This window comes from Microbispora sp. NPDC004025 (assembly GCF_053604425.1).
In genome coordinates this window covers 90902-103768 of the sequence record NZ_JBSGHN010000006.1, presented here as the reverse complement: position 1 = coordinate 103768, position 12867 = coordinate 90902, and the positions used below count along the sequence as shown (strand labels likewise).

General features: G+C 74.3%; 9 protein-coding genes. 2 read left to right on the top strand and 7 right to left on the bottom strand.

The features are described from left to right. Positions 1-238: 238 nt before the first annotated feature. From ACWEQG_RS17855 to ACWEQG_RS17825, 7 genes are all read right to left on the bottom strand, one after another. Positions 239-2149: a serine/threonine-protein kinase gene (locus ACWEQG_RS17855; RefSeq protein WP_452285919.1), complete on the bottom strand. Its 1911-nt coding sequence runs from the start codon at positions 2147-2149 to the stop codon at positions 239-241. 11 nt (positions 2150-2160) lie between these two features. Continuing rightward, positions 2161-4479, bottom strand: a complete 2319-nt coding sequence (locus ACWEQG_RS17850; protein WP_452285917.1) for a protein kinase domain-containing protein — start codon at positions 4477-4479, stop codon at positions 2161-2163. Between the two features lie 106 nt (positions 4480-4585). Further along, complete coding sequence (locus tag ACWEQG_RS17845; protein WP_452285915.1) at positions 4586-5101, bottom strand: YbaK/EbsC family protein; 516 nt, start codon at positions 5099-5101, stop codon at positions 4586-4588. After that, a complete protein-coding gene (locus tag ACWEQG_RS17840; RefSeq protein WP_452285913.1) occupies positions 5102-6682 on the bottom strand; it encodes a flavin monoamine oxidase family protein in 1581 nt (526 codons plus the stop codon). A 49-nt stretch (positions 6683-6731) separates the two neighbouring features. Further along, the gene (locus ACWEQG_RS17835) at positions 6732-7574 is read right to left on the bottom strand and encodes a M55 family metallopeptidase (RefSeq protein WP_452285911.1); all 843 of its coding nucleotides are present in this window, start codon (positions 7572-7574) and stop codon (positions 6732-6734) included. After that, positions 7571-8791 carry a DUF6395 domain-containing protein gene (locus ACWEQG_RS17830; RefSeq protein ID WP_452285909.1) on the bottom strand — a complete coding sequence of 407 codons (1221 nt, stop codon included), beginning with the start codon at positions 8789-8791 and terminating at the stop codon, positions 7571-7573. Before ACWEQG_RS17830 ends, ACWEQG_RS17835 begins: the two co-directional genes overlap by 4 nt. Positions 8792-8803: 12 nt before the next feature. Beyond that, positions 8804-9172 carry a hypothetical protein gene (locus ACWEQG_RS17825; RefSeq protein WP_452285907.1) on the bottom strand — a complete coding sequence of 123 codons (369 nt, stop codon included), beginning with the start codon at positions 9170-9172 and terminating at the stop codon, positions 8804-8806. Positions 9173-9281: 109 nt separating this feature from the next. On the opposite strand from ACWEQG_RS17825, the gene ACWEQG_RS17820 reads away from it, so the two are divergent. Beyond that, positions 9282-12008 carry an AAA family ATPase gene (locus ACWEQG_RS17820; RefSeq protein WP_452285905.1) on the top strand — a complete coding sequence of 909 codons (2727 nt, stop codon included), beginning with the start codon at positions 9282-9284 and terminating at the stop codon, positions 12006-12008. Then, positions 11989-12864: an alpha/beta fold hydrolase gene (locus tag ACWEQG_RS17815; protein WP_452285903.1), complete on the top strand. Its 876-nt coding sequence runs from the start codon at positions 11989-11991 to the stop codon at positions 12862-12864. The genes ACWEQG_RS17820 and ACWEQG_RS17815 overlap by 20 nt, the downstream gene beginning before the upstream one ends. Positions 12865-12867 lie beyond the last annotated feature (3 nt).

Below are 12867 nucleotides of genomic sequence, written 5' to 3'. Positions count from 1 at the left end.
GGTTTCTTCCCTCGTCACTCGGAGTCGCTACGCTCCCCGCTCGCTCCTCAGTCCAGACACCGGCGCGCCCCTCCGGCTCACTCGGTGCCTCCCGCTTCGCTCGTCGGGACGCTCTTATCCGGTTTCTTCCCTCGTCACTCGGAGTCGCTACGCTCCCCGCTCGCTCCTCAGTCCAGACACCGGCGCGCCCCTCCGGCTCACTCGGTGCCTCCCGCTACGCCATACGGGACCGGGCAGGTCAGGTCCAGAAGGTCAGGAAGCGCAGGCCGATCCTGTCCATGAAGTCCCCGACCACGCCGCCGATCAGGTTGACGACCGTGTCCTGGCCCCTCTGCTTGAGATCCGCGACGATGTGGTCCACCGCCACGGACGGCGGCCGCCAGGGGACCCAGGAGGCGTCCGCGGACAGCGCCGTCATGACCGCGAAAAGCGCGACCGTGCCGACCGCGATCGTCACGATCATTCCCGCTCCGGGGCTCCGGATCACCGCGCTCAGCGTCCGGGACACGGCCTTCCGGGGGGCCTTCCCCCCGGGCAGGAGGAACAGCCCGGCCACGAAGGCTCCCGCGGCGTACGCGGCGGCGGGGTCGGGCCTGACTCCGCCGAGGTAGTGGAAGCCGCCCCACACGCACATCGCGAACATCGCGGCCAGCGGCACCTGAACCACCGTCGCCAGCCCTGCCTTGATCAGCGCCCACGGCGTGCCGAGCACCGCGAGGAGCGGGTCGGTCCCGCTCGCGCCCCGCGCGGCCCGGCGGTCGGCCAGGTCGCCGAGCAGGTACTGCCCCACCCGCAGGCACAGCGCCGCCACGACGGCGAACAGGCCCACCACGACCGGCAGCAGGCAGGCCAGCGCCACGAGCGTGGCCAGCAGCAGGGCCGCGAGCACCGGATGCGGCGCCCGGTAGGGGGCCCGCTTCCGCTCGGGTTCGTACGGCGCGGCGGGAGCCGGCGGCGGCGCTACCCGGGGCTCCGGGTAGCCGGCCACTCGCTGGTCGGGATACGGCGGCGGCGGGTACACCGCGGGCTGGTACTGCGGCGGGGGCGGGCCCCCCTGCCCGTACGGCGGGGCCTGCGGATGCGCAGGCGGCGGCGCGGACACCGGGCGGCGCTGCCTGGGCGCCCGAGGCTCCCGGCGGGGCCGTTCCGGCTCCACGTAGTTCACCGGCGGCAGCAGGTCGGAGTAGCTGTCGTCGCCGGCCGGCAGCTTGCCGGTGCGGCTCGCGCCGCCTCCGTTCACCCGGCCGCCCGCATCCGTCCGCGCCGTCTCGTCGAGCACCCGCGTGCCGTCGAGGAGGCGCGTCCCGCCGTCACGCGGCGTCTGGGCGCTCTCCTGGAGCACCGTGACCGAGGGGTCGAGCGAGCGGCTGTGCCGCAGCAGCGACGCGGCGCTGGGACGCGACGAGGCGTCGGGCGCCAGGGCGAGGCGCAGCCAGCCCCGCAGCCAGGCCGGCGCGAGGTCCACCTGCGCCTTGCCTTCGAGGATGTTGTAACAGACCGACTCGAACGTGCCCGAGCCGAACGGCGCCTTGCCGGTGGCCGCGAAGAAGACCGTGGCCGCCAGCGCGTGCACGTCGGCGGCCTGGGTGATCGCGGTGTCCCGGATGATCTCCGGGGCGAGGTAGCCGGGCGTGCCGACGAACATCCCGGTCTGGGTCAGCCGCGTGGCGTTGACCAGATGGGCGATGCCGAAGTCGATCACCAGCGGCTCGCCGTCCACGAGCATCACGTTGGCGGGCTTGAGGTCGCGGTGGATGACCTCGGCCGCGTGGATGGCGACCAGGGCCTCGCACAGGCCCACCGCGAGCCGGATCACGGCGTCGTCGGAGAGCGGCCCGTCCTCCAGCACCGTCTGCTCTAACGTCCGCCCGGGGGCGTACCGCGTCACGATGTACGGCGCGGCGCCGGTCAGGTCGGCGTCGAGCACCTCGGCGACGCGCTTGCTGCGCACCCGCCGCATGGTCTCGACCTCGCGGGTGAGCCGGTCGCGGGCCTTGAGGTCGGTCGCGACGTGCGGGTGCAGGACCTTGACCGCGACCTCGCGCCCCTCCGTGTCCAGGCCGAGATGGACCACCCCCATGCCGCCCTCGCCGAGCTGCCGCAGCAGCCGGTAGGGCCCGATCCTCTCGGGAGCCTCAGTAGCCGACATGTCGTCCCCCGTCACCCATTCCCCGCCTGGTTACGCAGGTCTTCCAGCCGTTCCTGTATTGACAGAACGTCGATCGGGCCCCAGAAGTGCCCTGCTGTCTGTTTACCCAGGAGACTGGAGATCGCGATCGCCGCCGTCAGCGCCGCGAGCGCGCCGACCCCCCAGGCGAGGCCCTTGGCCGCTCCCTCGCCGGGCACCAGCGAGGCGAGCGTCCGCCGCATCTGCCTGCTCGGGCCCACCACCCCGGGCCCCGCGCAGATCGTCCACAGCGCCGTCGCGGTCCCCCAGCTCAGCGCCGCGATCCGGAGCGCGGGCGTGTCGCCGAGGAGGACGGCGAGCAGCAGCGTCACCGGCAGCCCCAGGACCAGCGCGTACGGCACGAGCGCGATCGTGACGCCGATCGACTTGACGAGCTCCGCGGGGCGGCTCAGCACGCGCAGCACGTCGGCCGCCGCGGCGCCGGCCGGACGGCGGGAGTTGAGGTGCGGCTGGGCCATGTCGGCGGCCCGCAGCAGCACCGCGACCGGCACGGCCACCAGGCACACCAGCAGCGGCGCCATGACCGCGGCGGACGTCATCACGACGAGCAGCAGGGCGCTCGTCACGCCGTACGCCTTCGAGCGCTGCAGCAGCCCCCCGGACGGGAACGGCATGGGCGGCACGGTCGGCGGCGGCACCCGCACCGTCGGCATGAACGGCGCGGGGTTCGGCTGGTGGATGTGCGGAGTCCGCTCGTAGATCTCCGGCACGCTCCCGAACAGGGCCCGCTCACGCGCCGCCGCGTCCCCGTGCTCGCCGGCCCCCTGGTGAGGGGACGCCGCGCCGCGCGATCCCATGGTCTCGCCGGTGACGGCCTGGCGCACCTCCTCGGAGGTCACCCGGCGCGTGGGGATGTCGCCCTCAGGGCGCCGCATCGGCGTCTGCCACTCGTCCGGCTGGGCGCGCGGCGGCACGGGCGGCCCACCGGTGACCGGGCCGCTGCCGGGAGCCGGGCCGGTGCCGGGAGCTGAGCCGGCGCCGGGAGCGCCCGGGAACGCGGACGGGCCGGTGGTGCGGGGCGGGGGCATCCGGGTCGGGATGTCGCCCTCCGCGAGGCCCTGCAGCGGGCCCTGTGCCGAACCGTGTGCCGGACCCTGTGCCGGGCTCTCGGGTGGGGTGGACGGCCCGAGGCCCGCCCTGCGCAGGTCCTCTCCGGTCACCCGTACGGTCGGGAAGGGGTCGCCGGCCTGGCCGGCCTGGCCGCCCTGGGGCGTCTCGCGCAGTAGCGAGACGAACTCCTCGGCCCGGCCGCCCGCGGTGGACGGGGTGACCGGCGGCGTCGCCACGGGCGCCACCGGCGGCGTGAGCGGCGGCACCGGCGACCCGGTGGACGGCGCGCCGGCGACGGGCCTGCCCGGACCGTGCGGGCCCGCGGCGGATGCGCCACCGGTGGGCGGGCCGCCCGGAGAGCCGAAGCCGGGCACCTGCTGGCCGCTGGTGTCGTCGACGTTGGGCACCGTGGTGATCTCGTCGGGCACCCGGGGCCTGCCGCCCGGAGTCTGGGGCATGAGCCGCGCGAGCTGCCGCACGAGCTCGGCCGCCGTCGGCCGCCTGGCCGGGTCGCGGTTGAACGCCGCGCGCAGCATCGGCTGGATCGGGGCGGGGGCGGCCTCGACGTTGGCCCGGCCGGAGGTGATGTTGAAGAAGATCATCTCCAGCGTGCCCTTGCCGAACGGCGGCTGGCCGGTGGCGGCGTAGAGCACGGTGCCCGCCCAGGCGTGCACGTCCACCTGCGGCCCGGCCTCGTGGCCCTCGATGATCTCTGGGGCGAGGTAGCCGGGCGTGCCGATGAACATGCCGGTCTGGGTGAGCCGGGTGGCGTCGACCGCCTGGGCGATGCCGAAGTCGATCAGCACCGGCTGGCCGTCCAGCATCAGCACGTTGCCCGGCTTCAGGTCGCGGTGGATGACCCCCGCGGCGTGCACGGCGGCGAGGGCCTGGGCCACCCCGACGGCCACCTTGAGCACGGCGCCGAGGGGCAGCGGCCCGTCGTTCTTGACGACCTCGTCGAGCGGCCGTCCCGGCACGTAGCGGGTGACGATGTACGGCCTGCGGCCGGTGACGTCGGCGTCGACGACCTCCGCGATGTTCGGCCCGCGCACCCGCCGCATGGTCTCGACCTCGCGCGACAGACGTCTGCGCGCGACGTCGTCGCCCGCCACCTCCGAGCGCAGGACCTTGACGGCCACCTGCCTGCCCTGCGGGTCGAGGGCGAGGTGAACCACGCCCATGCCGCCCTCACCGAGCCGCCTCAGCAGCCGGTACGGGCCCAGTCGGTCGTCCTGATTCATCGCCTAAGCACCATACCGACTAAAAGAACGCCCATGAGTGAACCATCGCGCCACATCTCCGCTCCGCACAACGGAGGAAAGGCGCAAACGGGTTCCAGGCGGACGGTCAAACGGTGAGCGCGAGGACCTCCCCCCGGGTCGCCGCGACCAGCGCCTCGCCGGAAAGCGCCAGCTTGGAGCGGCGGACGCCGCTGCCGATCACGACGAACGGCCGCCGGGTCACGTTTTCGTCAACGAGCACCGGCCAGCCCTCGGGCAGCCCGATCGGGGTGATGCCGCCGTACTCCATCCCGGTCAGTTCGACGGCCTCCGCCTGCGGGGCGAACGACGCCTTCCGCGCGTCCAGGTGGCGGCGCACGATCCCGTTGATGTCGGCCCGCCCGGTGGCGAGCACCATGACGGCGGCGTACCGCGTCCCCCCGCCCCGCTTCGCGGCGACGATCACGCAGTTGGCCGAGTCCTCCATCGCCACGCCGTACCGCTCGCAGAAGGCGGCGGTGTCGGAGAGCGCGGGATCGATCGCGGCGACCTCCACCTTCACGCCGAGAGAGGCGACGGCCTTGGCGACCGGCTCGGCGAGCAGGTCCGGCCGGTCGGACGCGGGAACCCATTCGAGCGGCATTCAGCCCTCCTTGACGGCGCGCTCGTGCAGTCGGGTGACCACCTTACGGGCCGACTCCAGTGCCCCCGCCTGCCAGGCGACGAGATGGGTGAGCCAGTCGCCCGCGAAGTACACCCGGCCGGCCGGTTCCTGCAGGAGCGCGAAGGCGCCCTCGTAGGAGGGCCAGGCGACCCACGCGCCCTCGATGTACGGCTGCCGCCGCCAGGCGATGGAGACGCTGGACAGCAGCTCCGACCGGTACTTCTCGCCGTGGATCTTCCCGCCCTGCGTGAGCGCCCGCCGCTGCCGCTCCGCGTGGGTGAGGCGGCCGTACGCGTCGGCGTCCTCGTCCAGGTTGTAGTAGCCGACCACCAGCCCGCGCGTGCCGTGGAAACCGTACGAGGGATACCAGATGTGGGCGATGTCCAGGTCGGTCTCGGTGATGCCGCCGTAGATGCGGTCGTCGGTCTCCCACCAGCGGCGGCGGTACTCCAGCCCGATCTTCCCGGCCGACACGGGGGTCGGCGTGCGCAGGGCCGCGACGACGCGGGCGTCCAGGTTGCCGGGGATCCTGGCGAGCACGTGCGGCGGCAGGGCCGTGACGCAGTAGTCCGCGCGGGTGCGGCCGCCCGTGTGCTCGACCTCCACGCCGTCGGGCAGGTTGGTGATCTTCTTGACCTCGGCCGAGGTGCGGATGCGGTCGCGGCCGACGGCGTCGGCCAGCGCGACCGCGATGGCGTCCATGCCGCCGACCGGCTGGAACATCGGCATGGCCTGCTCGAAACCGAACGGGAACGCGATCGACCGGCCCAGTCCGTAGCCGAGCACCTCCGACAGGGCCGCCGGGCCGCCGAGCGGCGCCCCCGCGCCGACGCCGGGATAGGTCGCGAAGCCCCTGCGCTCCGACCCCGTGTAGACGTAGCGCTCGCCGATGTCGCCGAACTCCGACAGGAAGTGGAGCAGGCGGTCCTTGTCCGCCGCCGACAGCCGCCGGTCCAGCGCGCCGGTCCTGGTGGCCTTGGCCAGCAGCTCGCTGATGTAGCCGTAGGTGTCGGCACGCGCGGTACGGGCCCGCACCGGGGCCTTCATCCCGTGGTTGTAGACGTACGCGCCGGAGTTCTCGTTGACGAACAACTCGATGGGCACGCCCAGCTCGCGGCAGTAGTCCAGGGTGACCATCCACTGGGCGATGCGGGCCGGCCCGGCGTTGAAGTAGACGCCCTCCCCGAATCTCGCCTCCTGCGTCGCACCGGACAGCTCGGGCAGCCGGTCGCCGCCGCGCAGCGTGAGGCTGCGCCCACCGGCCCGGTCCCTGGCCTCCAGGATCGTGCAGTCGTACCCCGCCTTGCCGAGTTCGTAGGCGGTGGCCAGGCCGGCGATCCCCGCGCCGAGGATCACCACGGACCCGGCGCCCCTCCCGCTGAGCGCGAAGTCGGAGCGGCTCGGCGGCGTGTAGTCCTTCGGCTGATGGTCGGGCGCGAGCCCGAGGGCGCCCATGGCCGCGTACATCGCCCCGGCGCCTCCGGCCGCGCCGATCCCCACCAGGAAGGCGCGGCGCGTCAGCGCGCCCGTACGTTCACGGGTCGCGCCGTCACTGCCCACCCTGCCTGCTCTTTCTTCTCGGGGGAAACCGGATCCGGGGGATCCGGCGTCAGCCGTACCGGCCGCTGCCGCAGGCCACCTGACCGCCGATCATGGAGAAGATACCGAACAACGCCATGATCTCGTGGTAGTCGTCCGTGGTGAACTCGGTGTGCCGGGGCCCCGCGAGCCGCACGCCGGGCACGATCGAGCAGGCCGCGGCGATGGCGGTGGAGTTCCACTCCACGCCCAGCGTGTACGGCGGCTCGACGACGTAGGGCCGGAAATCCGGCAGCCGGCCCAGGGCGCGCGCCGTGGCCTCGCGGATCCGCCGCCAGGCGACCGCCGGGGGCAGCAGCTCGGCGGAGAACTTGTCGATGCCCTTCTTCACGGCCACCGTCTCGACGTCGCCGAGCAGTTCCCCTGCCTCCTCGCACACCGCCTCGTCGCCGGTGACGACCGCGACCGGCACGCCCATCGAGCCCGCGAAGCCCGCCACGAGCCGGGTCTCGCCGCAGATCTCGCCGTTCAGGTAGACGTTGTGGATCTCCTTGCCCATCCACGTGTGGTTGAGCACCCCGTGCGGCACGCCCGCGCGTGCGTGGTAACCCGCGAAGCAGGCGGCGGCCATGTCGGGCGCCAGGCCCTGCCCCATGCGGTGCGGCTTGCCCGGGCCTCTGACCAGGGTGGCCCGCTCGTCCAGCAGGTCGATCCTGAGGTTCTTGGTGGATCCGTGCGCGTCGTTCACCAGCACGGACGCCGCGCCCGCGTCGAAGGCGCCCTGGACGACCGCGTTGGCGTCCCCGGTCATCAGCTCGCAGCCCCGCTCGTACCCCCGGCCCCCGAGGTGCATCTCCTCGGGGTCGGTCAGCCCGGTGACCCCCTCCATGTCCACCGACAGGTAGATCTTCATCGCTCCCCCCACGTCTCCACCCGGCGCGCCTCGTCCTCCGTCATCAGCCCGATGTGCTCACCGACGTACGCCTCGACCCGGGCGCGCCAGGGATCCGGGATCTCCCGGAGGGCGGGCGGATAACAGTGCTCCAGCCACCGTACGGACTCCGGGGTCGCCGCGAGGAACTCCGCCGCCCTGGCGAAGGGGGTGTCCTCGATGCCCGGGACGTGCGCGCACCCGTATTCGATGGTCTCCTGGCCACCGTACGGCGGCGGCTCCTGCCACTTGCGCGCGGCGGGCATCGTGGCGGTGATCGGCGTGTTCAGCGGCCGCCGCTCCACGGCCGCGAGGATCAGCTCCTTGCGCAGGCACTTGGAGCACTTGGCGCAGGGGCCGTCCATGTCCCCGCGCAGGCACCAGCGGACCAGGTGCGCGAGGTCGGACTCCATCGCCATCCGCATGGTCACGGGCTCGCTCAGGCCGCCGGCCGGGAGGACCATCGCGAGCCCCGCCGCGGCGTACAGGCGGGCCCACGGGCCGTCGGCCGCCCACATGGGGTTGTCCGGGCTGTAGCGGTGGGTGTACCGCTCACCGCCCAGCCAGCGCGACCCCAGTTCGTGGCCGAAGGCGACGCCGCCGAGGTCGAGGTCGTCGGCCAGCAGCAGCGCGCCCACCGTCACCGCCTGGTGCTCGGGGAACCCGGGCCGGGGCCGGCTCAGCACGAACTCGAGGTCCGACTGGACGACGTGCGCCTCGCGCCCGGTCTTGTGGACGAGCTGCGCCAGCACCTCGGAGCGGTAGTGCGTCCACCGGTTGGGCACCCGGGGGTGACTCACCCGCTGGAAGTGCACGAACGGCGCGTCGGGGAACATCGTGGCCACCGCCATCGAGTCCGCGCCCCCGCTGTAGGAGATCGCCAGCCGGCCGCCGGTCCGCGGATGCGCCCCGACCGGCCCGGCGTCCACGCCCCACCCCGTACGCAGCGCCTCGGCGAGCCCCGGGGAGATCGGCCGGTCGAAGGTCACCCGCCGCCTCGTCCACGGCGCTACGACGGTCCACGCGGCGACGGCGAGCAGGTCGGGATGCGGGGACGCGCCGGCGGCCCCGGTCCGCACGTGACAGGAATTGGTCCGCAGCTCGATCGGGTGACCGTCGGTGCAGGCTCCCGTGGTCTCGTCCTCCGCGTCGAGCAGGAAGACCAGGCGCCAGATCTCCGCGTCACGTGTCCATCGCACCCGCACGACCGGCTACCCCGCCCGTCCGGGAGCGCCCACCCGCGCCGACAGGTCGTCGATCGCCTGCCAGATGCGCATCTCGTTCTGCAGCAGCGTGTCCACCGCCTCGGCGGTCTCGGTGGCCAGCCGGTGCGCCTCGGCGGCCTTGGGGTCGGCGGTCGCCCTGGGCGCCGCGGCCGGCTTCGCGGGCGTCGCGGTGGCCCGCCGCAGCCGGTCGACCTCGTCGCGCAGCGCCACGACCTCCCGGCGGAGCATCTGGACCTCCCACAGGGCGTCCTTGAGGTCCTGCCGGTGGTCGGGCTTGGAGACGTACCGGGAGTCGAGCCGGGACAGCAGCGCCCGCCGCAGCCGCGACAGGCCCAGCACTCGCAACCGCATCATGGGCCGCCACGATAGCGGCATTTTGGATCGTTTCTGGATACCCCATGCAGAGTTGCTCAGAGGTGGCTGGGAAACCGCCGTCCTCCGTCGCGCAATACAGTCTGCGGTTGTGCTGTACGGCAGATCGGTGGAGACGGCCGCGATCGACGACCTGATCGATCGGGCGCGGAAGGGCTCGGGAGGCGCGCTGGTGCTGCGCGGCGAGGCGGGCGCCGGCAAGACGGCGCTGCTCGACCAGGCGGCCTCCCATGGCGGCCCCATGCGCGTGCTGCGGACCACGGGGGTGGAGGCGGAGGCCGATCTGGCGTTCGCCGCCCTGCACCAGTTGCTGCTGCCGGTGACCGGGCTGCTCGACGCGCTGCCGGAACCGCAGGCCGAGGCCGTGCGCGGCGCGCTCGGGCTGGCCCCGGCGGGCTCCGGCGATCGGTTCCTGCTGGCGGCCGGGGTGCTGTCGCTGCTGGCCGAGGCCGCCGCGCCGGACGGGCTGATCTGCGTCGTCGACGACTTCCAGTGGGTGGACCGGCCGTCGGCCGACGCCCTGTCGTTCGCCGCCAGGCGGCTCGGCACCGAACCGATCGCGATGCCGCTGGCCGTACGCGGCGACATGCCGGTGAAGGGCCTGCCCTCCTTGGAGATCGGCGGGCTGGCCGGACCGGCCGCCGCCGAACTGCTCGACGCCGGTTTCACGCTCGCGGCGCAGGTCCGGCGCGACCTCGTGGCGCTGACCGGGGGCAACCCGCTGGCGCTGCGCGAGACCGCCCGGCTGCTCACCCCCGCCCAGCGGGCGGGCCGGGAGCCGCTGCCCGATCCCCTGCCCGGCGGTGCCCAGCTCTTCGGCGACCGGGTGGCCGCGCTGTCGGCGGGCGCGCGCCTGACCGCCCTGCTGGCGGCGGTCGAGAGCGACGTCGACCTGGTGCTGCGGGCCGCCGCCCGGCTGGGCGCGGACGAGGCCGCGCTGCCCGAACTCGAGTCCGCCGGGCTCGTCGCCGTGTCCGGGACGCAGGTGCGGTTCCGTCATCCGTTGATCCGGTCGGCGGTGCACGAGACGGCCTCCCCCGCCGGACGCCGCGAGGCGCACGCGGCGCTCGCCGAGCTGTCCGGCGGGGACCGGCGGGCCTGGCACCTGGCCGGGGCCGCGCTCGGCCAGGACGAACCGGTCGCCGCCGCGCTCGCTCAGGCCGCGGAGCATGACCGGGACCGGGGCGGGTACGGCGCCGCCGCCACCGCATTGACCAGAGCCGCCGAGCTCACCCCCGAACCGCTCGTGCGCGCCGGGCGGCTCAAGGACGCCGCCGTGGCCGCCTGGCTCGGCGGGCGTCCCGGCCAGGCGGAGTCCCTGCTGGCCGAGGCCCGTGAGTTCGCCGGGACGGACGCCGCGCTGACCATGGAGATCGCCCAACTGCGGGGGCGGTTCGAGCTGAACTCCGGCGACGCCGCCGAGGCCGTGCGCATCCTGTCGGCGGGCGACACCCTGGACATGCTGGCCGACGCGGCGGAGGCGGCGTCGTACGTCGGCGACACGGCGGCCATCGTCGAGATCGGGCGGCGGGCGGCGGCCTTCCCCGAGGGCTTCCTGCGCGACGTGCTCACCGGCATCGGCGCGACGCTCGCCGGCGGCGGCGACGGGCACGGCCTGCTCAGGCGAGCGCTCGGCCGTACGGGCGAGCTGCGCGAGGCGGCCGAGTTCCTGTGGGCGGCGGCGGCGGCCAGCCATCTGGGCGAGGTGGACCTGTCCGCCGAGCTGGCCGAGCGGGCCGGCCGGGTCGCCAGGGTCTCCGGAATGACGGGCCAGCTGCCCGTGGTGCTGGAGTTCGTCGCCACCGCCGAACGGCTGGCCGGGCGCCTCGCGGAGAGCCGCGCCGTCTCGGAGGAGGGCCTGGAGCTGGCCCGCGAGGCCGGATACGCCAACACCGTGGCCGCGCACCTGGCCAACCTCGCGGCCGTGGCGGCCCTGCGCGGCGAGGAGGAGGCCTGCGCCCGGTACGCCAGGGAGGCGCTGGCCATCGCCGTCCCGCACCGGGTGGGCCTGCGCGCCGGGGTCGCGGCCTACGCCCTGGCCATGCTCGACCTGTGCCTGGGCCGGTTCGCCGCGGCGCACGACCGGTTCACCGCGATCGTCGCCGCGGGCCCCGGCGCCGGTCATCCGACCGTGGTCTGGCGGACCACACCGGACCGGATCGAGGCCGCCGTCGGCGCGGGCGACGCGGACGCCGCCAGGGCGGCCCTGGCGGCGTACGAGCGCTGGTCGGCCCATGCGGGGACGGCCGAGTCCCGGGCGCTGCTCGCCCGGTGCCGCGGCCTGGTGCTGCCGGACGACCGGGCCGTCGACGCGCTCGGCGAGGCGTCGCGGCTGCACGCCAACCCGTTCGAGGCGGCCAGGACGGGACTGCTGCTGGGCGAGCGGCTGCGCCGTACGCACCGGCCGGCGGAGGCAAGGGCGCACCTGCGCGCGGCGTTCGAGACGTTCCGGCGGGCGGGAGCGGCCCCGTGGGCGCGCCGCGCGCACGACGAGCTGCGCGCGGCGGGTGAGAGCGTCCGGCCGGACAAGGACGCGCCGCCGGCTCCCGAGGTGGTGCCGGACGTGCGGGGCACGGCGCTGGAGGCGCTCACCCCGCAGGAACTGCGCATCGCCACCCTGGTGGCGGAGGGCGCGACCAGCAAGGAGATCGCCGCCCGGCTGTTCCTCAGCCCGCGCACCGTCGAATACCACCTGTACAAGATCTATCCGAAGCTCGGCATCACCTCACGTACTGAGCTGGCGCGGCTAGTAGTTCTACGGAAGGCGCACGGCGGCCCCGCACAGCATGCTTTAGCCCATGCCAAACATCTGGAGTGAAGAGTTCGGGGCCGCGGCCGACGAGCCGATCGTGCTGGTGATGGGTTCGATGTCGCAGGGGATCCTGTGGCCGGACGAGTTCGTGGGCCGGCTCGTCGCCGGCGGCCGGCGGGTGATCCGCTACGACCACCGCGACACCGGGATGTCCGACGTCATCGACTTCGAGAAGGATCCGTACACATGGGACGACATCAAGGACGACGTGCTGCGGGTGATGGACGCGCACGGGCTGGACAGCGCGCATCTGGTCTGCCATTCGGCGGGCGGGCTGCTCGGGCAGCTGATCGCGGTGGAGCGGCCGGAGCGCGTGCGGACGCTCACCGTCATCGGCTCGTCGCCGCTCGGCGGCGGTGAGGGCGCGGTGATCATGCGGGCGCTGATGGGCGAGCCACAGCCCGAGGGCAGCCTGCCCGAGCCCACGCCGGAGTTCGTCGCGTTCTACCGCGAGCTGATCGTCGCGCCGCCGCCGCGCGACCGGCGCGAGCAGATCGAGCGCATGATCGCGGGGGACCGCGTGCTGCACGGCACCGGCCTGCCATTCGACGAGGACGCCTCGCGCAGACTGGCAGAACGCCTGTACGACCGGGCGCGGGACCTCGACGCGGCGGCCAACCACCGCCTGGCGGCGGCGGCGAAGCCCGACTTCGAACCGGTGGGCGTCCTGCACCGGATCACGGCGCCCACCCTGGTCGTCGAGGGCACGCACGAGCCCGCCAAGCCGGGTCACAGCGCCCTCATCGCCGAGCGGATCCCCGGCGCCCGGCTGATGACGGTCAAGGGCATGGGCCACACCCTGCCGCCCGAGGTGCACGAGGAACTGGCCGGCGCCGTCCTCGCCCACACAGCGGCCGGGTGACCC